General features: G+C 36.6%; 25 protein-coding genes. 2 read left to right on the forward strand and 23 right to left on the reverse strand.

The features are described from left to right. Positions 1 to 268: 268 nt before the first annotated feature. Both PZE06_RS05375 and PZE06_RS05380 read left to right on the forward strand, forming a co-directional pair. Positions 269 to 460 carry a helix-turn-helix transcriptional regulator gene (locus PZE06_RS05375; protein ID WP_150948253.1) on the forward strand — a complete coding sequence of 64 codons (192 nt, stop codon included), beginning with the start codon at positions 269 to 271 and terminating at the stop codon, positions 458 to 460. Continuing rightward, positions 438 to 809, forward strand: a complete 372-nt coding sequence (locus PZE06_RS05380) for a hypothetical protein (protein WP_150948250.1) — start codon at positions 438 to 440, stop codon at positions 807 to 809. Before PZE06_RS05375 ends, PZE06_RS05380 begins: the two co-directional genes overlap by 23 nt. A 33-nt stretch (positions 810 to 842) precedes the next feature. Here PZE06_RS05380 and PZE06_RS05385 read toward each other — a convergent pair whose 3' ends face one another. The 23 genes from PZE06_RS05385 to PZE06_RS05495 form a co-directional block, all read right to left on the reverse strand. Beyond that, positions 843 to 1,556, reverse strand: coding sequence for an N-acetylmuramoyl-L-alanine amidase (locus tag PZE06_RS05385; protein ID WP_150948247.1), 714 nt, complete (start codon positions 1,554 to 1,556; stop codon positions 843 to 845). Further along, positions 1,556 to 1,912 (reverse strand): phage holin family protein, encoded by a 357-nt coding sequence (locus PZE06_RS05390; RefSeq protein WP_150948244.1) that lies wholly within the window; start codon positions 1,910 to 1,912, stop codon positions 1,556 to 1,558. The genes PZE06_RS05385 and PZE06_RS05390 overlap by 1 nt, the downstream gene beginning before the upstream one ends. Positions 1,913 to 2,216: 304 nt before the next feature. Further along, positions 2,217 to 6,149, reverse strand: coding sequence for an LPD38 domain-containing protein (locus PZE06_RS05395; RefSeq protein WP_150948241.1), 3,933 nt, complete (start codon positions 6,147 to 6,149; stop codon positions 2,217 to 2,219). A gap of 12 nt (positions 6,150 to 6,161) precedes the next feature. Next, entirely contained in the window at positions 6,162 to 7,502 is a 1,341-nt protein-coding gene (locus tag PZE06_RS05400; protein ID WP_150948238.1) for an aggregation-promoting factor C-terminal-like domain-containing protein, read from the reverse strand. Between the two features lie 12 nt (positions 7,503 to 7,514). Further along, on the reverse strand, positions 7,515 to 8,246 hold the full coding sequence (locus tag PZE06_RS05405) for a hypothetical protein (RefSeq protein ID WP_150948235.1): 732 nt from the start codon (positions 8,244 to 8,246) through the stop codon (positions 7,515 to 7,517). Between the two features lie 36 nt (positions 8,247 to 8,282). Beyond that, complete coding sequence (locus PZE06_RS05410; RefSeq protein WP_263641548.1) at positions 8,283 to 8,390, reverse strand: CD1375 family protein; 108 nt, start codon at positions 8,388 to 8,390, stop codon at positions 8,283 to 8,285. After that, entirely contained in the window at positions 8,383 to 8,748 is a 366-nt protein-coding gene (locus PZE06_RS05415) for a hypothetical protein (RefSeq protein WP_150948232.1), read from the reverse strand. The genes PZE06_RS05410 and PZE06_RS05415 overlap by 8 nt, the downstream gene beginning before the upstream one ends. A 13-nt stretch (positions 8,749 to 8,761) precedes the next feature. After that, positions 8,762 to 9,313 (reverse strand): hypothetical protein, encoded by a 552-nt coding sequence (locus PZE06_RS05420; RefSeq protein ID WP_150948229.1) that lies wholly within the window; start codon positions 9,311 to 9,313, stop codon positions 8,762 to 8,764. Between the two features lie 8 nt (positions 9,314 to 9,321). Next, a complete protein-coding gene (locus tag PZE06_RS05425; protein WP_150948226.1) occupies positions 9,322 to 10,062 on the reverse strand; it encodes a hypothetical protein in 741 nt (246 codons plus the stop codon). Between the two features lie 8 nt (positions 10,063 to 10,070). After that, positions 10,071 to 12,161 (reverse strand): DUF2460 domain-containing protein, encoded by a 2,091-nt coding sequence (locus tag PZE06_RS05430; protein ID WP_150948223.1) that lies wholly within the window; start codon positions 12,159 to 12,161, stop codon positions 10,071 to 10,073. Next, on the reverse strand, positions 12,161 to 12,538 hold the full coding sequence (locus tag PZE06_RS05435) for a hypothetical protein (protein ID WP_150948220.1): 378 nt from the start codon (positions 12,536 to 12,538) through the stop codon (positions 12,161 to 12,163). Before PZE06_RS05435 ends, PZE06_RS05430 begins: the two co-directional genes overlap by 1 nt. A 58-nt stretch (positions 12,539 to 12,596) precedes the next feature. Next, a complete protein-coding gene (locus tag PZE06_RS05440) occupies positions 12,597 to 12,728 on the reverse strand; it encodes a hypothetical protein (protein ID WP_263641547.1) in 132 nt (43 codons plus the stop codon). Positions 12,729 to 12,740: 12 nt separating this feature from the next. Further along, the gene (locus PZE06_RS05445) at positions 12,741 to 13,577 is read right to left on the reverse strand and encodes a N4-gp56 family major capsid protein (RefSeq protein WP_150948217.1); all 837 of its coding nucleotides are present in this window, start codon (positions 13,575 to 13,577) and stop codon (positions 12,741 to 12,743) included. Between the two features lie 12 nt (positions 13,578 to 13,589). Then, positions 13,590 to 14,444, reverse strand: a complete 855-nt coding sequence (locus PZE06_RS05450; RefSeq protein ID WP_150948216.1) for a hypothetical protein — start codon at positions 14,442 to 14,444, stop codon at positions 13,590 to 13,592. A gap of 70 nt (positions 14,445 to 14,514) precedes the next feature. Continuing rightward, on the reverse strand, positions 14,515 to 14,787 hold the full coding sequence (locus PZE06_RS05455) for a DUF2829 domain-containing protein (protein ID WP_150948213.1): 273 nt from the start codon (positions 14,785 to 14,787) through the stop codon (positions 14,515 to 14,517). Positions 14,788 to 14,815: 28 nt separating this feature from the next. Continuing rightward, entirely contained in the window at positions 14,816 to 16,642 is a 1,827-nt protein-coding gene (locus tag PZE06_RS05460) for a portal protein (RefSeq protein ID WP_150948210.1), read from the reverse strand. Next, entirely contained in the window at positions 16,639 to 16,854 is a 216-nt protein-coding gene (locus PZE06_RS05465; protein ID WP_150948209.1) for a cytochrome c-type biogenesis protein CcmH, read from the reverse strand. Before PZE06_RS05465 ends, PZE06_RS05460 begins: the two co-directional genes overlap by 4 nt. 8 nt (positions 16,855 to 16,862) lie before the next feature. Further along, entirely contained in the window at positions 16,863 to 18,203 is a 1,341-nt protein-coding gene (locus tag PZE06_RS05470; protein ID WP_150948205.1) for a PBSX family phage terminase large subunit, read from the reverse strand. Beyond that, complete coding sequence (locus PZE06_RS05475) at positions 18,196 to 18,627, reverse strand: terminase small subunit (RefSeq protein WP_150948203.1); 432 nt, start codon at positions 18,625 to 18,627, stop codon at positions 18,196 to 18,198. The genes PZE06_RS05470 and PZE06_RS05475 overlap by 8 nt, the downstream gene beginning before the upstream one ends. Then, positions 18,627 to 18,791: a hypothetical protein gene (locus PZE06_RS05480; RefSeq protein WP_191963158.1), complete on the reverse strand. Its 165-nt coding sequence runs from the start codon at positions 18,789 to 18,791 to the stop codon at positions 18,627 to 18,629. The genes PZE06_RS05475 and PZE06_RS05480 overlap by 1 nt, the downstream gene beginning before the upstream one ends. After that, complete coding sequence (locus PZE06_RS05485; RefSeq protein WP_275791637.1) at positions 18,788 to 19,834, reverse strand: metallophosphoesterase; 1,047 nt, start codon at positions 19,832 to 19,834, stop codon at positions 18,788 to 18,790. The genes PZE06_RS05480 and PZE06_RS05485 overlap by 4 nt, the downstream gene beginning before the upstream one ends. A 327-nt stretch (positions 19,835 to 20,161) precedes the next feature. Next, a complete protein-coding gene (locus tag PZE06_RS05490) occupies positions 20,162 to 20,590 on the reverse strand; it encodes a transcriptional regulator (RefSeq protein ID WP_150948197.1) in 429 nt (142 codons plus the stop codon). Next, positions 20,590 to 20,991, reverse strand: a complete 402-nt coding sequence (locus tag PZE06_RS05495) for a hypothetical protein (RefSeq protein WP_137744558.1) — start codon at positions 20,989 to 20,991, stop codon at positions 20,590 to 20,592. The genes PZE06_RS05490 and PZE06_RS05495 overlap by 1 nt, the downstream gene beginning before the upstream one ends. Positions 20,992 to 20,999 lie beyond the last annotated feature (8 nt).

Here is a 20,999-nt window from a genome sequence, read left to right on the forward strand (position 1 = left end):
ATAGCTCCGAATTTAGTTGTCTCTAATGCTAGTTTGACTGCAAGTTCATTAATTTTAAAACCCACACTTTCCAAAATAGTTATGAACACCAAAACCGCACCAGAAACCGACACAAACACAATCCCAAATGTAAAAGGTTCCATATCACTGCTCCTTTCTGTGAATATTACAATGTATGCATATCGTAAATAAAATTGCCTGTCTACGAAAATAAAATTTACGAGAGGAAAAAATAAAATTTTGTTGAATAGACTATTAGGTGATAAAAATGAAGAGTAATATTGAGAAGTTGGTAAAAGAGAGTGGATTTCAAAAAAAATTCATAGCAGAAAAATTAGGCGTTAGTGTTCACCAGTTGCGGAATTATGAAACAGGAAAAAGTCTAATACCTATTGATAAAGGCTTTGTGCTTGCTGATTTATTAAAGGTGAAGGTAGATGAGTTATATGAAAGGGAATAGTTTTCTATTGTTATTGGCGTTATGTGGATTAACTGCTTGTTCAAACACAGTCAATGGAGAAAAGTATGATTCATTTGACTTGGAAAATCGTGTGTTTGAATTAGAAGAAGTTGTTGACAATTTACAAACAGAAATCGATTCATTATCTATCGAAAATGAGGATTTACAATACCAAATTGAACGACTTGAAACCTCTTTAACGGATTTAGAGATAACAAACAATTCATCCGAACCCCCAGAAATCAAAATACCTCCATTAGACAAGGATATTGATAATGATGGGTTATGGGATTATGATAAAGGTGGTATAGATAGGGATTTAGATAATGACGGAATGTGGGACCAATAAACAGCAAGCCCCTGCTTAAGCAAGGGCTGTTTTTCAATCCAATAAACCCAGTCTATCTAACACAACAGCAAACTGTTCGCGGGTTATTGGTTCCTGCGGCCGTGTTCCGTCTAAAATTGAAGTTCCATCTTTGCTTTTCTTTGTTTGAGCTTTTTCCCAAGCTTCTAATGCAAATTTACCTGGTTGATTGGAGGTCGCTTTTTTTTCTTCCTTTTTTGGATGAGAAACTTTTTTGTTTGTCATTTCTTCAACAATCCCTATGGCCGCTTTATCTATATCCGCCATTAATTTTTGCATATCATTCTTGTTATCAATGAAACACACTTCCACATAAACGACTGGCGCTTGAGTGGTTTTAATTAAACCTATCCAGTCACCATTTTTCCATCCTCGGTTGTTCCAACTAAAATCCTTTGCTAATCTTGCAGAGATACGTTGACATTTATCCTTTTGTCTGCCTTTATAGTCAAACACTTCTGTACCTGTTCCACCGCCGGCATTCAGATGAATCGCAATAATAAATCCGTTTTTACCAATGGCTTTATTACAATTTGCTACTGCATTTTTCCAAACTTGTTCTTTTGTTCTCCCTACATTATCTGTACAATCAAAAGCTTTTTCTCCTAATTGCTTTAGATAAAAAATTACCTTATCTTTAATCTGTCTTGCTACTTCATGCTCTTTGTAACCATTACCAGCAGCTCCTGGAATAATACTATTATGACCTGCTACAACCGCATATGCCATTAGTTATCACCTTTTCCGATTTTACTTTTATCGAAGTACTTTGTGACAAATTTTAAGTCTATCCCTATCCGACTGAAGTTTTCAATAATACTCATGACTTCGTAAGCCGCGATTAATCCTACACCTAATTTGATAATATAACCTTTTGATTCTAAGTAAGCGTCAACAAAAACTAAAAAAGCGAGTGCTATTAACTCACCCACTTTTCTAATTAATCCGATGTAATTAACAGAACTATTTAGTTCTCTTTCTCGCGCCGCTGCCAATAATCCTGTTAGAACGTCAAATACAATTAGTCCAATAACAAAGTACCAAAAGTTACCTACAATATGTGTAATATCAAAACCATAATTCATTGTAATATTCCTCCCAAATATAAAAGAGGACCCATTAAGAGTCCTCTAAAAATGTTTTTTAAATCCTTTTTCATCTACTTCTTTGTTGTCTTTAAACATACTTATGACAAAATCCTTTAGGTTAGAAAATAGGACGATTATGAACCCTCCTAACACAAGTATGATGAATGCCGCGTATACAATCGAAACTGGATAAGCAAATAATGAAATTACATGCACATAAAGCAAGTAAAAAATTAACCCTAGTGCTAATCCTCCGATTGTTAACAAAAACGAACGAACACCCTTTTTCAGATTAATCACCTCATTGAATCTGATTTCCAATCCTTGCAAGTTGCGTAATAGCTTTATCAATTTGCTGAATAATACGAGTTTTTTCTTTACCATCCATTTCTTTTGACTCGATAATCGCACGTTTTTCAGCTTGAAGTTGACTTATTTCTCTACTGATTTTGTTAATATCCTTGTAAACCTCTGAATTTTCGTGGTCAGGATTATTTTTCTTAGCAGATAGATTTTCACGCCTTAGTTGGTCCATGCGACTATAAAAATCATCAACACTTTGATTACTACCTTCAAGATTTTTAACAACAAAACGGTTCAAAATTGGCATATCTGCCATACCTCTATCCGGCAATTCTGGCATATCTTTTCCTGCTGCTTTTGCAATTCCATCTGTACCCATCAAGAAGTATTTTCCTAGACCACCAGTGTAGCCTTTAAATACATGTTCTGCTTTACGTGGTGATGTTTTTGTCAGTTTCCCAAAGGCTTTGGATAATTCACTTTGATATGGTCCATATTGGTCTTCTGGCAATAAATCCTGTTCTCGCCTTGGTACAATAGGAGAATCAAAATATGTGCTACGATTCGCATAGGTTTCAATCCATGGAGTGATGGCTGTTGGAATCCACGAAGGTGTAAAAGCATCAAAAAGCGCATCTCCTAGTCCTTTAAAAGCTTCTGGATCTTCTGTTTTTAATGCATCTAAAACACGTTCTGCTACTGTGCCGAATAATACTCCTGCTTCGAATGGCTTGGGTAGCTTGTAAATCTGATCATCAATTTCAAAGTGCCAAAATAAATCTCTTTCTCGTTGTGGTATTTCCTTATACCATTCCTTATCATGATTATACATGTAAGCGACGACAGAAGGAAGAGTAATTCCTGTTAAAGCTCTTACAGTAGCACCTTTCGGATTTTCTTTAAATGTTCTTGCAAGTTTATCAATAGATTGAACTGCAGCATTAAAGAAAGCTGTAACTTGATTATACTGTCTTCCGTGAGTTCCAGCACGATTAAAATCAATAAGGTCACGTGATGCATAAGCTGCTTCTTTTGGTGTTGCACCTTTTTTAAGACCTTTTTTAAATTCTCCTAATCGAGTGGCTTCTTCTGTGATTTCAGATACTTTTCGTAAAGGCTCTAACATGGTTCTTAATGGGTTCTTTGCATTATCCTTAACGTTATCCCATAATGATTGTTTTACCATTCTACGAAGGTCCTGCTGCAAATATTCTCTATCCAAAGTGGAAAGTACTGAATTTGCGCCCCCTGCATTTTTCCAAGACCAGTACACATCATCTTTTTTCAATACATTGGCTAATCCACTAAACATATCAACAAAAGGCTTAAAACCATACTTTGAGTTGACGTATGCTGAGAATTGGTCACGGAATATGTTGACTGGTCCGAAGTCAGGTGATAACACTGCACCTGTTCGCAACATGCGGGTAGGAACTCCTAACATTTTTATAAAGAAGTTTTGCTTTTGTGCGTCAAGAGCAAGCATAGCCTTGTATAAGTCTTCTTGTAATTCCATTTCAACTTTTTGACCATCTTTATACACATACACTTTGTTCCCTTTGCCTTTGAATAGATTATCAACAGCATCTGATGTGCCATCATTAAGCTGCGCATTTGCTTCATCTAATACCTTGCCTACTTCATCAACTGATAACCCTTTTTCTTGTTTTACTACTCTTCCCCAACCGTTTTCTCCTGCATTTTCGATTAGTTCAAGTAATGATTGTCCTACACGATTACGTTCAGCCATATTAAGAGTAAGGTAAGTATTTTTAATAATACTTTCTATAGGGTTGATGATTTCTTTTTCTGAACCAGTACGCTTTTTGATTGGCTCACCTAAATTAGCATAGGTACGTTTAGGATTAGTTAACGGTTCAAACCCTCTTGCTTTTGGTTCTTGAACACGAAACATCGGAATATAGTTAGGGTTTTCTTCTCTTAATCTGAGAACAGTCGCTTCGTCTAATACTCCCGCATCAACTAGGTCATCCATTAAACGGTTGTTATATGCTACTAATTCATCATGTACGGCTTTCATTTCAGGTGATTCAGCTTCGATTTGACGGATAGTCGCATCTGCTAGTTGACGGTCGCTCATACCATCAATATCCTTCGGCTTAATTCCTGCGATTAAACTTTTATCATCATAATCCAAAGCACGTTTGGAAGTAGAATATGCAAGAAAATCGTCCAGTTTATTTTCAATTGGTTTGATGATTTCCTCAAGCGATTTCCCAATTTTTTGACCTTGTTCGTTGTATACTCCACCCCTTAAGTATGTCTCGGCTTTTCCTGCTACACCACGAGCTAAACGAGCTTGTGTATAAGGGTTGTTTTCAAAATTAAGGTCTTTGCCGCCTAATTGTCTAGTTGCTTTATCCAATGGTCTTAAATCATCTACTACAGCAGTCATGAATTTATCAAATGACCATTTGGATTTTTCTCTTTTTCCATCAACATTTATCTGACGTTTTACAATTTCTTTCGGATTAGGAATATCAATAGGAGTTCTGTCTATTTCCGGCACTCGAACCAATCTGTTGTTTCCTGCAGGTGTTGCTCCAATCGGTTCAAAATCCCTTCCTGCACGTAATGGATCTTGCGCTCTTACTTGTTCAAACTCACGCAAAGGATTAGGATTCTCTGGTCTGCGAACATTTGATAACCTTTCAAACAATTCATTTGACTGACCATTTAACCTTCCAGTGCTTGATGATGGCAAGCTATCAACTACACTTTGACTTGCATTACCACTAAATGCAGGAACATCACCTTTTGCAAATCTGCTCAAACCACCTTGTGCTAATCGACCTAACCCAAATAAAGCAGGGTCAGCAATAGCCCCCGCTCCTGCACCAATACCTAAGTGCAAAAGATTGTCTCTTGCTGTATAGTCTTCTGGATTTAAACCTTCTCGCACAGCCACTTCGCCGCCTGCTAATCCTGCGCCTGTGATAGCTCCTTTTGCTGCTTCACTGCCTATACGTTGTTTAATACCTTGATTTCCAAATTGAGTTAGTCCTTTTCCTGCTCTAGTTGCATTCAACGCACCATAAGCCCCCATACCAGGAATTAAATAACCTAACGCATCATAACCAAAATCAGCGACTTTCCCAGCAGTGCTTCGATTATCATTTTCAAACTGGCTAGCTCGTTCTCCTTCATTAGTAGCCTTAAAAATTTGGTCTAAAGCTCCTAATGTACCTGTGTTCGCAGTACGAGTCAGTCCTCTTGTTATTTCTTTGGTGATAGGACTACGTTCTGTTTTCATGCCTATGTCAACTAATTCGGCAAAAGCATCAGAAAACTTTGTATTTTTATCACCATCAAATACATTCTTAATCCCTTTGCCGAATTGCTTTAAAGGTGTAAATATATCAGCAAGAAGTTTATTATCCTTCTTTTCTTTCGGTTTGGATGATTGGCCAGATATATCAATGTTGTATTTTTTAAGAATATCCTTTTCCTCAGTTTTTTTCTTCGCTGCTGAATTTTTCTTTTTTAGTTCTGCATTAAACCCCTTAAATTGGCGTTCTGAGCGAAATTGGCCACCACTTGCCGCATTATACATAGCATCAATAAACTCATTTACAGAAACTCCACGTCTTTTAATCGCTTCTTGCAAAGATGGGTCATTACGAATAGCTTCTGCGTTTCGAGCAGCTCCATTTTTCTTCGGGTTCTTAATCATTTCTTCAAGTTCGTGTTCTGCATTTTGATTATATACTGAACCTTCGAACAACCCTAAAGCATCTTCATGACTTTTTTTATTAGATTCCTTGATTCTTTGATTGTATTGTTGTTTTGCAATTTCAGCTTGTGCTTGTAATTGTCCAATTTCACGAGCACGAGAAAGTCCGGCATCAAAAGAGCCGGACCCGAAACGTTGCTCGAATAATTGTTTGTAACGTTTTTCATCTAAGGACATTATCACACCGCCTTAATACCACTTATTTTTATCCCAGAAGGCAAGAGCTTTCTCAGGAGTACCGTATCTATCTTTAACGTATTGAGCCATCATTACCAACTGATGAACAGGATTAGAATAACTTAAGCCTGTTTTCTTTTCATAGTTAGCTCGTGTCGATTTCAAGAACTGACCGTATCCATGAGCAGTGGATTTAGGATTCTTCGCATTAGGATTCCATGACGATTCACGACCAACCAATTCAGTGAGAGCAGGAACCCACGAAGACGGAACTCCCATTTGAACAGCTTGCTGCATATGTTTTTGGAAAGTTGGGAATGTCGAACTTTTACTTGATTGCTGTTGGGTTTTGTAATTATTCGAGTAACCACCCCCTCCCTGAGCTTGATTAAAACCCGTGTATGCATTTAATTGAGCTTGAGCAAGAGATTTATTCAACTCACCTTGATAGTTAAGCTCGTACATTCTCCAAGCCATATCTTCTCCGTATTGCTTCTTCGCCCATTCAAGCTGCGCTTTTTCTGATGCAGACATATTATTAAAGACATATTCTCTCCATGCTTTTTCTGCAGCGTCTTGTTCTTTCCTGTATGCCCATTCTTGGTCATAACGCTTATCTGAAACTGCATCCCTACCAATCTGGTAAGACCGTTCATTTTGATAACGTTGATCCATTAGAGCATCTCGATTACGGCTATAGCCAATTTCATCTGCTCTTAATCCAAAATCTAACAATGACCTCGCTCTCTCAGCTTCGAGTGCTGAGATTAATGCATTTAACTCTGACGGATTATTTATATCAGCTATCCTGCGATTTAAATCATCAATCGTTTGTTGCTCTTGAATATTCAATGCATTTATATTTGATAAACGTTGATTATTTTGCGCTACTTGTGCTGTTACATTTTCACCAGTAGCATTAAGCCCAGCACTTGCCATAACTTCACGTAATCTTTGAATATTTTGCATATTATTAGCATCGGTTTGATTCCTCATTTGCTGATATTGCGGAGCTACTTGTGACTTCTGTTGGTTGATTTCACCAATTGCTTTATCTCGCTGTGCTTGCAATTGCTCTAATTGCGATTTTTTTTGTTGGTCATACATGTTATTGATTTGGTCTTTAAACTGATTTAAGTAATCCGGATTAAAAGGTTGTTGTGCAATTCCGTAACCGCCATAATTTGCCTTGTTGATTTGATTGATTGTATTTAGATATTTTTGTTGAGCGCTTAAGTCCAAACCCTGCTTCTCTCTTTCAGCTAATACGTTTTGCGCCCTTTGATATTCAGAATTCAAAAATCCTCTATCTTGCCGAAGTTTTGTTATTGTATCCATATGTGTGCTTGTCATATTATCACCTCTTTACCTGTACGAGTTAAATAGTCCATTAGCAGCCATAATTTCTCGTAATTGTTGAATTTGTGGTGAAAATTGTTGCTCGTATGGGTTTCTCTTCTTTAATTCTTGGGTTTTATAATAATTAAAATTATTATTTAACTGAGTAGATTGGTATTGAGGGTTGTTAGTCATATACCCAAACCCTCTGTCATATGAGCTAACAAAATTCGGGTCGCTATGACTTCCTGTCATTAAACCCGGCTGTACTTCACCTTGAAAACCTAGTTCTTTTGCTCTGTTATGCAATGATTGAAAGTAACTATATAAATCACTTACTTGTGAACCATTTATATTTTGATTCATTGAGTATCCACTTAAATTTGCACCAACCTTATACAATTGACTCATAACATCGTTTAAGTCATTCCACTTATTAAAATTCATATTAGCATTTCCATATAGCTGCCCTTCCTTTTTAATAACTGGTTGACTATAATGTTGTTGATAATTCATTTTGTTGTTATTCTGATAAGAAGGTTGTGTATTGTTATTTGAGTGTTGACTAGTTAATCCAGTTCCACCATAATTAGCTTTATTGATTTGATTAATTGTATTTAAATAGCGCTGTTGTGCACTAATGTCTAAACCTTGATTTTTTCTATCTGTGATGACATTTTGCGCCCTTTGATATTCAGAATTCAAAAAGTTTTTGTCTTGTCTCATATTTTGAATATTATCCATATGTGTAGTTGTCATTATACTTCACCCTCTTTAGGTCATAAAAAATACACCTTAAGGTGTTGTGTTCAATAATTCCTGTGTTTCAATTCTCCATAGTATCGGAACATTATCAATTTGCCATAATCCCAATTTGATTAAATTACAATAGACTTTAGCCATTAATATCATCCTCGCCTGTAATTATTTTTGCTAATTCTGCTATAGCTAGTTGTGTTTCAATTATACTTTTTTCACTTGTTTCGCCTAGTTCTGCTACAGCTAGCATCAATTCAGTATTTTGCGCTTTCAATAAAGCATTTTCCTCTAAAAGCCGTTTAGCATTTGGATTATTACGTATAGCTGAATAGGATAACAAATTTTTATTTTCATCAACTATATTAATCCAAATTGTTTTTTCAAACTCATCGCCTATTTCAAATTCAGAAGTTATTGCATAATCGTAACCTTGTTTCAATTCTGGAATATTTTCATGAATTTCTACCACTTGTCTAGTATTAACTTCATATTCTAAAAACATTTAGCAACCACCTCTATTCTAACCACATTTTATAAACATTTACTTCAGGTCCGGAAAAATCAGCATTGCCTTGAAATACTTCAGCATATAAATAAAACTCACCACTTAATTGGCTTATGTCTACAAAATCAATTTTCTTTGAAAAAGATTGACTGGAATTGTAAAAAATATTACCACCATACCCTGATTTTTGTAATACTGCGCCAAATCTCGCGCTATTAGCACCGATTTTTCTATTGAAAGACCACTCGATAAATAATTTATTAAACGCAGTAATGTCAATCATATCTACAGTAACAACTCGTTCTCTCGTTTGAACACCACCACTGGCAATGATAAACATTCGGTCACTATACTTTGTTATAGAACCTGTCCCAATCCCTTCAAACGGTACTTCCTCTACTCCATCTGTATATAGCTTCTTCATATAAATAATGAATTCTTTCCAAATGCCATCAACTTTTCCTTTAGGTACACATTTTTTCCAAATGTCATTAATCTTCACCCAAACAGACTTAACATTTCTAAACGTACCATTGACATTAACCCATGTTTTCTTAGTCATTTCATCACCTATTCATACTGAAAGTAAATATCTCCATCATTTCCGCCTATAGGGTCATCTGTGCCAAATGTTATTGTTCGTCTATTTTCAGGTGGAAGAGCATCCTGTTTGTCATCTAAAACTACTTTTAATTCGTTGATAGCATTAACAGCACTTGATTTGTCGTTTGTTAGTAAAGTAGTCAATACACCAACATTAGATAATGCTTTATTTATTTTATCAACTACTGCTTGAGCAAGTTTTGTTTCTGTAATTGAACCATCTGGAATATTTCCTGTAGCTGCTACAGCGATTTGAGATAGTAACCAAGCTAATTGTGCTTGGACTGTATTACCCGAACCAACAGCGATTGGGTCAGCGTGTATATTGATAGCTCTTTTATTATCGACATAGGTTTTAAGTGATTCTAAAATAGCTTGAACGGTTTCTCCTTGAAGTCCTTCAATTAATGTAGCGTTAACGAAATCAGCACCACTAGAACCATTAATCTTAGATTTTAATTTGTCACGAATACTCTTGAGCATTTCTTGAATGGTTTCTCCATCAATATCTTGAATAGATGTAGTACCAATATTTCCTGCCCCTTGAGTTGAGTTTAATGCATTAATTAGCAAATTCAGCGCAGTACGTAATTCATCTCCACGACTGTCAAACAATGCCTTTATTTGCTGTGCTGTATACTCTGTGTAGAGCGCGTCTTGTTGATCGCTATGGTTAAAAGTAAAACCCTGCATTTGTGGAAAAGGCATTATCCCACCTACTTTCTATAGTTTTGATAAATGAATTTTAATGTCATGCTGTCTATTTTTAACCCTTCATCTTTCCTAGTGTTTTGAATGACTAACTGATAATAAGCAATTTTCTTCGCTTTTACCTTCATCATAATGACGTCGGGTTCTTCAGACGTATTGTATGTCCATAATGAATAGTCAATTGTTTCATAATCGAACCATTCATTCCGAGCGCTGTCTATAAACTCTGTTTTTGCGTCGAAAATTTTATCATTGTACAGCGATTTCCCATAGTTGAAGTTTGCGTAATCAGGTAAATTGCTTTTATTTCGTGGAAAACTCACCATGTCACTCACATAATAAAAATTACATGAAGTATGGCGCATTGGCTCCATTGTTACGAACAATTTTTGTACTAATTTATTCATTTCTGCCATGTTAAAATTTACTTTCGCAGACTTCCAGTAAGAATTTATAAAATGACCGTCGTCATTATATGGAAAAACATCATTTACACTTTTAAATTTATATAAAAGCCCTTTTTTCGAGCTGCCAAAATATAGTTCTCTATCTTTTTCAAAAAAGTAAGATGCATGAATATTGTCAAACACATACCATTCACCAACCATGTAATCGAATATATAAACATTCCCATTAATACCTAACCAATACTTTTGGTCATATTCAATTGATATAGCCTCTTCAAGATTAGGTTCTTTGAGTAACATACGGTCTATATTCTCCGAAATGTGTTGAACATTTCTTTCATCTCTTACATTTGATGCTAGTAAACGATACACCCCGTTTTTTGTTAACGAAACTGGATTATTTTCAATTATTTGAATGCTGTTTGGGGATAAAGTACCTACTTGGTCATTAATTGGTCTTGACGGGAAACTAGATACTCCATTATTCAATTCAAATGATATTTGATGTTTCCCTCTTTCTCTCTCAACAACTAAATAGTCATATTGTTTTGCGAATCCCTTAACCGTATCAGGGAATTTGTAGAAACGATTCTCTTCGAAATATGTTGGATCATATAATCCACTTGCCCATACATATTCAGGCATTTCTTTATTTCCGCTAACAAACACCCTAGTATCATTTGCACCGCCAAAAAACACATGAAATCGACATTGTAATATTCGATTTTTAAAATTCCCCGTTTTTTTGAAAGATTTAATCACAACGTTGTCAGTCCCTGATGGTGGAGCTGTGTTAAAAGTTACTGTGCCTTTTTCTCGGTCTACTGTGAAATCTGTTCCTTCTACTTTATTAAAATTAACACCCTTATCCCATGATGCTGTGACAGGCTCTTCATCTAATTCTTTCCGAGATAGTTGGAACTCTTTTTTCTTACCATCCCCATTAAAAAAGTCCTTCATTTCAACATCAAATGTCTTATATGCTGTAATGATGACATTATTGGTCCCTTTCTCAGGCGCTGTTTTAAATGTAACTTTTCCTGTTATGCGGTCTACAGTAAAGTCTGTGATTTCAATTTTATCAATGCCATTTACAGTAGCTTTAACTTCTGTGTCATCTAAATCTCTTAGCGATAACACATACTCTCTTGCGGTACCATCAGCAGAAAAGGAATCTTTAAAACCACTACCCAGCAAATTAAAATCTTCATAAGAGAAACCTCCGCCAGAAGGATCTTTACTTATTGCTATTGTTGGTATATAAGCTTCTACTTCCTTAACTTCTTCTCCATCAAAAACAAGATAATGCACTCCGTCCATTAGATAACACTTATCATTCATAACAAAGAAGTTAACTCGTTGTTTTGCCAACCCTTCATAAATCTCAACAGGTTCTTCATCTATTTTGTAAAGTTTTGTATTATGCACCAACAGAAAAAATGTATCTCCATTAACTTTCTTATATTCGAAAATCCCATTAATCGGACCATCGCCCAACGACTCCGCGAAAACTCGTTCAAACCCTGTTCTTTTTTGGATAGAACCATCTAACCCAATTATCATGTTGAGCATGTCAGGTGATTGTGATGGGTTTATTTGAGTTGGAGTATCACTTGTGTTAAGCCCTTTAAATGGTTCAAACCGTAATAATGGTGGTTGCGCTCTACGAATTGGTTTTAACTGCGCCATTACAGCATCCCACCTAACGTGTAATAAACATCTTCTATGGGCATAATTTTCGATGGTAACTTATTTTTAAGTTCTTCATATCGTGCATTTAGAAATGAAGCTATTTCCATGTCATCCACCATTAACAAGTGAGCTGCCAAACCATAAGGCAAGACTAATAACGCTACTCTGTCCGGCAGAGATATTTCTTGATTTAAGTCAGTGATTATGACAGGTTCAGTTCCTTGTGGTAATAATTCAGTTTGTAAAACAGTTATTAAAGATTTTGCGCGTGCTTCATAATATTTTGGTTGACGTGGTGCGATTTTACCCGAATCCATTACCTCATCAATGTGTACCAGTGCCAAGTCATAAACCTGTCTTGCAGTTACTGCCATTACATCACCTACTCTCATTTACAAATAAAAAAGGGTAGGTTCTCCTACCCTTGAAACATTATTTTTTTTGCAGCTTTGCTGAATCTTCTTTAGTTGCAGGAATTAGACCTTGTTTTATAAATGCCGCAGCTTGTATTTCATCACGAGCCACTAATTTATATTTTCCATCTTTTGTTTTAAATGTAATCATTCATACCCCTCCTTAGCTACCAGATGCTGTTTGTTGTGCATATAAAGCATTAACCTTATTGTCTAATACAAATGCATCGTAACGCTTACGACCTTCCACTAACCATCCATTGATACCTGGTGGGTTATCGTGTGTTTTGTAATCTTCTAGTTTATTTGCCGCTACAGTTGCAACTGGATGAGTAATTAAAAACGGTGTATTCGCTGGCATATAAGATGTCGGTACCTTAATAACTTTTAAATTATCAATCTCACCAACTTGTCCATTAATCAACATTTTTTGCGCGATTTCAGTGGACTTAATAAAATCAGGGTTTAACTTAATAAGATTCAAGAATCCTGGAGTTACATAAAGTAAACGACCGCCTTGAGGTACTTTATCATCATCCAATGCCTCAGTACCTTTCAAAATCAACTCATACGCATTGTCCTTTGTAGGTGTTGTTGCATCAGTATGACCATTGTCTACTGCCGCAGCCACCATTGTTGCAAGACGATATGTGTCAATTTCCGGCACAATTACCTCATCAATTTGACGAGCTAGAGCTTTCCCTGCTTGCATAACCATTTGAGTATCTTGGTAATTAGCACGGTCAATAGTAAAGGTGAAAGCACGGTCACGAGTTAGAGTTAATGTTTGTACATTGTTGTCCAACTCTGCTGCTGTACCATAACGTGTTAAACCTGATTTTGTGTAGTTGTTCATTGCTACAGTTGGAATAGAGTATACATTAATCGCATTAACTCCAGCCCAATCATAATCACGGTTTACTGCTGACTCCGTGAGAGATTTTAATTTAAACCTTTCGTCTACTTTTTTCTCATATTTACTCGCTAAATTTACTGCCATTGATTATCACTCCTAAATAGAATTAAAGCCCTTTAAGAAGTCATCTTCGGCTTCTACTGATGTAGTACCATGCGTCGTAACTCCTTGGATAGGTGCTTTTTCTTCATTCGATTTATTTTGTTTTAACACTTTAATTTGAGATAACAGTTGGTTGTTGTGATGCTGCATGTAAGCAAATTTCAACGGAACTCCCTGTGCGTTCATTTGCCATACTTCTTGTGGAATTTGGTCTTTTTCAGGGTTATAATCCCTATCATTCACCTGTTTAAAGTATTCAAAAAATTCCTGCGCTTCTTCCTTCTGTTTCTCTTCTTGTTTTTTCTGCTGTTCCTGCTGTTTTTGAGTTTCCCTAAACTTACGACTTTCTAAAATTTCTTGAGCCAATTCTTCTGGAATGTTCTGTTGAACTAATTGATTGAGCCTTTCTTGTTCCTGCCACTGACGATAGGATTCGATATACTCTTCTGGGCTCATCCCTTGTTCTTTGGCTAATTCTTCAACGAAAGACAATCTAGGGTCACTTTCAATTTGATTCAAACGTTCTTGAAGTTTGTCATAGTTCATACCCTTCTGGACCAATGGCACAGCTTCATCAATTGGAATCTCTTGTTCTTCATGATTAAACTTAATTTTTAAAGTTTGCGGCTGCTCAAGCTCTGTGATTTCCTCTTGTGACTGTTCTTCTATATCCTCCATTGGATTAATTTCCTGTTGGTCACTATTTTCTACTTCAAGCGTTTGCTCCTGAGTTTCTTCTGCCTGTGGTGGGGATTCCTCGAAATCATCAGGTAAAATCACTTCATCTTCTGAAAAAAATTGTAAGTCTAACTTCAATAAATCTTCGCTATGGTTGGCGATATTTTCCATTATTTTTAACTCCTTTCAGCTATGGTAGGCTGATAATTTTAAAGGCTAGGAAACTCTCATTCCTAGCCTGTTACTTAATAACTTCCCAATCTTCTGCTAAAATATCGCTTGTACTCGGTGTCCACATAGCATGGTCACCTTGTGCTGTTTTGAGTTGGAGATATGGACGAACTTTAAATAAATCACCCTCTTTTAACCCCCACGCTTCAGCAGTCTGCTTATTACATGGAATTCCATCTGGATACCCCTTCTGATAGACAGCGTACATGTCTTTCCCATTCCAACCTATTCTAAATATCTTTTCACCATTTTTAACCGCTTCTAAAGCTTGACCAAAATTCATTATCAATTCCTCCTCAAAATAAAAACACCTACATCATAGGCGCCTGTGGTTGCTGTACTTGTGCTAATATTTGTTGTTGGATTTCAGGTGGAGCGCTCATAAAGGCTTGCTGTTCTTCAGGCGGCAGTTGAGCGATTAAATTTGCTGGGTCATTAGCTTGTTGTTCCGCCATTTGCATTTTCTCTCTAATATCCGCAATCAATTCTTCTTTTTGTGGAATGTACTCAACTGGTACTCGTTCTAAATAGTTGATAATATCTAAATGACCATTATTAAGCAGGTTATCAAGAGTCTGGATAGATGCAATTTCAGACCAGTAGGAAGACTCCCCTACATCCGCTCTAACGTCATACCACATATTTTTAAACTGACTAAAATCAAACTCAACAACCCGCTTTTCTCCGTTTATTTCCATCGAAATGGGACGTTGGCCATAATAAGTTCCCATCATATCAAACAAAATTTTCCCTATATCTTCTATCCATTCATATAGATTAGATTTAGGGTTCTCCAATGGAATAGCACTTGATTTCTGTACAGCAATGATAGCTGATGTATTTTTAGGGTCAATTTGTCCTAGAGCCGCATCCGAAACTCCTAACGTCTCTTTTGTGTATGCCATTGCCAATTCTATTGCTTGCACAATCTGATTCGACATATTACCAGGTTCGAGATAACCCGCAATATTTTTTATATTACTTGTTGGATCCATTCCGTGTAATGGAATAGCAGCACCAATTTCATTGTTCCATGTCTCAATTATGTCTGCGTTGTATACTGCCTTTGGAAAAGCCGTCATCATCAAATGATACATAACCATTGCAAACATGCGATTGATGAAAATTTGATTAGGTAAGATACCCGTACACAAAGCTCTGCCATGATATTGATTCTTTTGTTTCTCCCAATTCATCCATGCCACTGGGTAATGAGATAACCCTGTGTCAATATCCTTGTAAATATAAGCATTCTCCACACTCTTAGTAGCTGTGATGGTTTCAACTTCTTCTGTGATTTCTCGACCTTCTTCATCGAGCATCGGTTCTCCAAACTCGTCCAGCTTCTTGCGCTTTACCTTTTTCTTACGGTACACAATAATGTAAAGAGCTTTACCATAATCATCCGCTTCAACTTCGATTTTTCCACTGTCGCCAGATTGATACTCGTAGTTGTAATCCTCTGTGATGTTCTTAAGGTCTTGCTCTTTCTGTTTATAACGTTTTGCTTCTTCTTTCAGATTATCCACCATGTCACGGCCGCTAATGATAATATACGGTTGTGCATCAACTCTTGGATTATTTGCGTTACCAAAGAATACATTTGTACCATCAACTAACTCCATACAAATTTCGCCTTTTGCTTCATGCATAGTTCCATATGGTTGCTTAGATACATCAAAATAAAAATGCGCGCATGCATCTGCTGTAATAGCAGCATCAAATAACGCTTCTTTTATCTTAAAATCCATTTTGAATTTTTCAAAAAGATTCTGTACCTGTGCATTAGCAATCTCACTCGGTTTCACTTGTGACAGTGGGTCAATTGGCTGCTGCATACCTCCCATCATTGGGTCAATATTTTGTTCTGGGGGTTTGACTGGTTGTTCCGAATATAATAATGGCTCAAACATTATCTTTATTTTAGAAGATGTTAACGAAGCAACTTGGAATGTAATAATCCGTTTAATGATGTTGAATACTGGTTTCGGCATCTTATCGGTTTTCAAGTTACGCCATTGGTCGCCTTGAAAGAACGCTAAGTTTGCATCAACCGTATCATAATAATTAGGCTCTAAACGGTTATTGTAGTTCTTCCCAGCTTCGTATAAATCCCAATCTTTTGTACGTTCACTCATTCATTCACCTTCTTTCGTTGTAAAGCTATCTCTTCGTTGTAGTTCATCAATTTAATAAAGTCCTGTTGCAATTGCTTAGCTTTTCTTTGTTCATCCTCATCAATCGGTTGAGGTTTCGGTTTCTTTTTTCCGATTCTATATCCGATATACACAGCACCAGATAACAACACAAAAAAGACTACTGCTGTAAGTAGTCCTAAAAAAAATTGCATATAATCACCTACCAATCTGTAAATGCACTTACTTGTGGTGTACCGCCTGTCATCTGCCTTACTGCTTTAGTATGTTTTTCTTGCGGTGTTGGATTGTCTGGGTCAGATTTCTTCTGTTGTTCTTCTTTGAATTTCATAATCTCATCATTTAGTGAATACCTAGTCGCATCAATCGAGTGATTGTTTTTATCAGGATAATCCGCTTTGAAGTTGCCATTAGCATCCTTTTCTAATTCATATTGAAGAAACTCTCTTGCGGTCTCTGGGCAACGTGTATCATCAATTATGATAGTTTCTAAGCTTTGAAGAAATTTAATGCCATATTTGATAGAGTCAGGACCTTTTTTAACTGGTGTAATCTTTAATCCATATTGTCGTAACTCATGGTTACTTTTTGGTTCTGCACTTTCAGCTTTAATCATGTCATTATCAGTGTTTTCTTCTTTGATATGTTCATAAGCTTCACGATTGGATAAACGAACCTTATAATACTCATGAAAGAGATAAAGCCTTCTCTTCTTTCGGTCAAAATGCCCCACAATATAAGAAAACGGGTCTGTAGCATACCCATAGTCAATCCCACGTTTGATATTGTAGAACTCTTTTATTTCTTCATCGGTAATCCGTCTAATTTTAACATTGTCAAAGACCTCTCCACCTGTGCCAGTAACTTCACCTAAATATTCATGTTCATAAGCTTTTGGTTTGGTTTCTTTTAAATGTTCAGCTTCTACGATGAATTGTTCGCCTAACCATTCTTTTGGAACTGTAAGGTAATTGCTATGATGTACTAATCTATCCTCGCGGGTTAACAACTTCTCAGTGTTCACCCAGTTATTAGAGGATTGTGGAGGGTTATAGGAATAAAAAACGACGAATTTCTTTCCGCCACGCATAAGAGATTGGTTTATCATCCGAACCTCTTCCATGCCGGTAAATTCGTCTAATTCTTCGTACCATATATATTTACAATATCCACGAGCAAACTTCATGGACTTTATCTTCTTTGGCTTATCGGCTCCACGAAAACGTATCTGTTGGCCAGTAGGAATATAAGTTATAACTAGCTTTGCATCAGGAATGTGCCAATATTGTTCAACCCCTAATAAATCAATAGCCCAAACTAATTGGTCAAAGACTGATTCTTTTAATGTATCTTTGACTTTACGCAAGACAACCGCATTAGCGTTTGGGTCTTTCATAATACCAATAATCAATTCGATTGCGATAAATGATGATTTTGTACTCCCGCGACCACCACTTAACCAATAATGTGTATGACCTTCTCTTTTTAAATCGAGATGAACTCCTTTGAATGAAGGAGCGATTATTTTAGATAACCTAGTCATCTATATCATCTACTATTGTAACACCGATATTTCCATCTACTTGCTGCTTATCTGTCCACATAGCATATCGTTTTCCTAATAGTTCGGCAGCTTTAATCCTATCCTTACCATCCAATTCTTTCTTGACAAGCTTTTGCTCACCCATGCCCAAACCTAAAGGAAATTGTTCTTGCACTTCTCCCCTAAGTACATTAGTGAGGAATTCTAACACTTCATCCTGTTTAGCTATACGCTTATTATCCTTTTCGGCTATTCGTTCATCAATGTATGTTTTGACGTTAGCATTCGTTAGCAGCCGGCTAGCGTTCACCTTCGCCACATCAGCACTCTTTACGCTATATCCAGCCTTCAAATAAGCATCAGTAGCATTACCACTCTCTATATAATAATCTGCGAATCTCTTTTGCTTTTCAGTGAGTTTCACTACATATCACCTACCTCCTGCCTAAGCATCTGTTTCTCTAATGTCCTGCGTTGCCGCCTAATCGCTTTCTTATTTGCTTTTATACACTTTTTATATTCCATTTCAGCAGCAGACCATCTATTTATAATGTCTAAAGATTTAATTTTGCTTATTCTTGTATTCATGCTAATGCACTTTCTTTATGTTCTCTCAGCAATCTCAAATACTTAATGCCATCATACATGTCTCTAAAATCTAATATCTTCTTCTCTTTTGGGAATAATATAACCATCGGCTGACGAATATCGCCTTTGCCACTACCGCCTATCACCCACTGAGTATAGTCGTCAGTCCTTTTGTACGTTCCTGTGCGAATCCATACGGTGTCTTTCCCCGCCTTTGACTTGCTATAAACCTCATTGTAATGCAGATGCCCTAGCGCAATTACATCACCTTGAGTCTCATCAAATAACCTTCTTTGGCTATTCGTCGTATTTAATGCGCTATTGCCTAAGTACGTGTGCCGCGCAATAATTTTATATACTTGGTTGCCTAACCTTAAATTGATTTCTCCACCATACCATAGATAAGGAGATTCAATGAGTCGAGCTAGATGTTTTACAAAGTCCTCTGATGTTTCCCTAACTTCCCATTGATCATGATTCCCTTTTAATACCGCAAGGTTGCTTTCTCCTAGAAAGTTTTTAAACATGTACTCAATTAAATCTTTTTGTACATCTGGATTCTCAATCTGTTCAAACATACCACCTTTATGACTGCCTGAATTGTAGTTGTCTGCATAGTCACCCATTGTGATGTTATAAAGTCCATCTGTTTCACTCATCACTTTAAAGTCCTCTAGCATGTCCTTATGGGCTGTGTAGAGTCCTCCTACATGCCAATCACCTGTAAACACGATTCCTATCGGCTTGTCATCTTTAATATCTAACGTGACTGATGTTTGCCTGTCGTCAAATCGCTGTAGTTCCTCCTGGTGTTTGATGAGATGTTCTATATATTCTTCTATCGTGTTGCCTACATTTTTTCTGTCAGCATATTCGATTTTGTTTTTAACTCTTCCCAGCCGCCCTCTCACTGCCGGTGCAGTAAATAATAAGTTATATTTATTTGTTAACTCGTTTGCGATTTCTTGTGATGTTTTGCCTTTTTCTTTTAATTCTAAAAGCGTTTTATGTTCTCCATCAGTCCATTTTTGATGAAGCTCCATTTAATCACATCCTTTTTAATCGACTGCCCCCCACTTTGGCAACAAATGTCGATTGATTTCCCACCTTTTCAGGTACTCCAATATAAAAAGTCGCCCCCTCTTGCTTTAAGGCAATACGTGGAACGTACTGACCGACAGGGATACCCCCTATCCTACAAGAACAAGCGACTATGTAAAAAGGCGACACCCTCTTTTGAGAGTACCGCCTTCCTCTGAACTACATCTTACTACCAATAATTCGATAGGTTAGTTTCCGCTAACCATTTTCCTTACACTATCATAATATCATGGTAAATTAGCCCAAAAGTGCAATAATAGTGCAACGTTTCATCTCCATCCCAAAACTTCACCAATCAAATTAATTATTTCATCCCTCATGTTAAAAGCTGTTCTTCTGCTCACTGGGATTTCTTTTGCTATCCCCTCCCATGTTTTTAATTGCGGCCTTGTCCAGTATTTCAATCTAACTAACTTTTGATAATCCTCCGGCAATCCTGTGTAAACTTTTTGAATCGCATTCGCTACCTCTTCAAGACGATTCAATTTTTTATGAGTGACAAGTCTTGTAGCCGTCCGTTCTGTAGGAGAAGAAACAAAAGAACTTCTTCCACCACCAATATTCTCATCATCATTTTCCCTCGTGAACATGATGTTTTTTCTTAGTTCTTCGATTTCTCTTAAGGTGTCGTGATAACTGTATAGTTCTGATTCTATGTGTTTGAAGGTTGCTTTTTTTAATTTAACTGCCGTCGTCACTAACTACCCCTCCTTGACGAACCATCCTCTATATCAATTTTAACTTTGTACTTTAATGCGTTAATTTCTTCTTTCGTGCTTTCGAAAGCATTGCTCCACCGTTTCATATTTCCGTAAGCTTGTGCTTCTTCTTCCCTTAGTTCTGTTACTGCTAACTCCGCATGAGCTTGTTTATTTTTAGGTGCCGCTATCTCAGCTTCTGCATATACTCTTTTGCGAGTAGCGTATATTTTTTTGTACCGTTCTGAAAACTCAGCTGCTAACTTCCCGATTAAAACCAATTGCTTGGATAATACTTCAATTCGTTGGATACGACTTTCTAAGGGTATCTCTTTTAACATGCTGTTATACTTAACCAGTTCTACAAGATATTCTTCAGTCCAATCCTTCTTTTGAGCCATCCTTTACC

The organism is Robertmurraya sp. DFI.2.37, from assembly GCF_029211245.1.
GTDB classification, from domain to species: Bacteria; Bacillota; Bacilli; order Bacillales; family Cytobacillaceae; genus Robertmurraya; species Robertmurraya methanolica_A.

What these genes read in the sequence shown, in the direction of transcription:
- PZE06_RS05375 (WP_150948253.1), top strand. Translation starts at nt 269, where the DNA reads ATGAAGAGTAATATTGAGAAGTTGGTAAAAGAGAGTGGATTTCAAAAA.
- PZE06_RS05380 (WP_150948250.1), top strand. Translation starts at nt 438, where the DNA reads ATGAGTTATATGAAAGGGAATAGTTTTCTATTGTTATTGGCGTTATGT.
- PZE06_RS05385 (WP_150948247.1), bottom strand. Translation starts at nt 1,556, where the DNA reads ATGGCATATGCGGTTGTAGCAGGTCATAATAGTATTATTCCAGGAGCT.
- PZE06_RS05390 (WP_150948244.1), bottom strand. Translation starts at nt 1,912, where the DNA reads ATGAATTATGGTTTTGATATTACACATATTGTAGGTAACTTTTGGTAC.
- PZE06_RS05395 (WP_150948241.1), bottom strand. Translation starts at nt 6,149, where the DNA reads ATGTCCTTAGATGAAAAACGTTACAAACAATTATTCGAGCAACGTTTC.
- PZE06_RS05400 (WP_150948238.1), bottom strand. Translation starts at nt 7,502, where the DNA reads ATGACAAGCACACATATGGATACAATAACAAAACTTCGGCAAGATAGA.
- PZE06_RS05405 (WP_150948235.1), bottom strand. Translation starts at nt 8,246, where the DNA reads ATGACAACTACACATATGGATAATATTCAAAATATGAGACAAGACAAA.
- PZE06_RS05410 (WP_263641548.1), bottom strand. Translation starts at nt 8,390, where the DNA reads ATGGCTAAAGTCTATTGTAATTTAATCAAATTGGGATTATGGCAAATT.
- PZE06_RS05415 (WP_150948232.1), bottom strand. Translation starts at nt 8,748, where the DNA reads ATGTTTTTAGAATATGAAGTTAATACTAGACAAGTGGTAGAAATTCAT.
- PZE06_RS05420 (WP_150948229.1), bottom strand. Translation starts at nt 9,313, where the DNA reads ATGACTAAGAAAACATGGGTTAATGTCAATGGTACGTTTAGAAATGTT.
- PZE06_RS05425 (WP_150948226.1), bottom strand. Translation starts at nt 10,062, where the DNA reads ATGCCTTTTCCACAAATGCAGGGTTTTACTTTTAACCATAGCGATCAA.
- PZE06_RS05430 (WP_150948223.1), bottom strand. Translation starts at nt 12,161, where the DNA reads ATGGCGCAGTTAAAACCAATTCGTAGAGCGCAACCACCATTATTACGG.
- PZE06_RS05435 (WP_150948220.1), bottom strand. Translation starts at nt 12,538, where the DNA reads ATGGCAGTAACTGCAAGACAGGTTTATGACTTGGCACTGGTACACATT.
- PZE06_RS05440 (WP_263641547.1), bottom strand. Translation starts at nt 12,728, where the DNA reads ATGATTACATTTAAAACAAAAGATGGAAAATATAAATTAGTGGCTCGT.
- PZE06_RS05445 (WP_150948217.1), bottom strand. Translation starts at nt 13,577, where the DNA reads ATGGCAGTAAATTTAGCGAGTAAATATGAGAAAAAAGTAGACGAAAGG.
- PZE06_RS05450 (WP_150948216.1), bottom strand. Translation starts at nt 14,444, where the DNA reads ATGGAAAATATCGCCAACCATAGCGAAGATTTATTGAAGTTAGACTTA.
- PZE06_RS05455 (WP_150948213.1), bottom strand. Translation starts at nt 14,787, where the DNA reads ATGAATTTTGGTCAAGCTTTAGAAGCGGTTAAAAATGGTGAAAAGATA.
- PZE06_RS05460 (WP_150948210.1), bottom strand. Translation starts at nt 16,642, where the DNA reads ATGAGTGAACGTACAAAAGATTGGGATTTATACGAAGCTGGGAAGAAC.
- PZE06_RS05465 (WP_150948209.1), bottom strand. Translation starts at nt 16,854, where the DNA reads ATGCAATTTTTTTTAGGACTACTTACAGCAGTAGTCTTTTTTGTGTTG.
- PZE06_RS05470 (WP_150948205.1), bottom strand. Translation starts at nt 18,203, where the DNA reads ATGACTAGGTTATCTAAAATAATCGCTCCTTCATTCAAAGGAGTTCAT.
- PZE06_RS05480 (WP_191963158.1), bottom strand. Translation starts at nt 18,791, where the DNA reads ATGAATACAAGAATAAGCAAAATTAAATCTTTAGACATTATAAATAGA.
- PZE06_RS05485 (WP_275791637.1), bottom strand. Translation starts at nt 19,834, where the DNA reads ATGGAGCTTCATCAAAAATGGACTGATGGAGAACATAAAACGCTTTTA.
- PZE06_RS05495 (WP_137744558.1), bottom strand. Translation starts at nt 20,991, where the DNA reads ATGGCTCAAAAGAAGGATTGGACTGAAGAATATCTTGTAGAACTGGTT.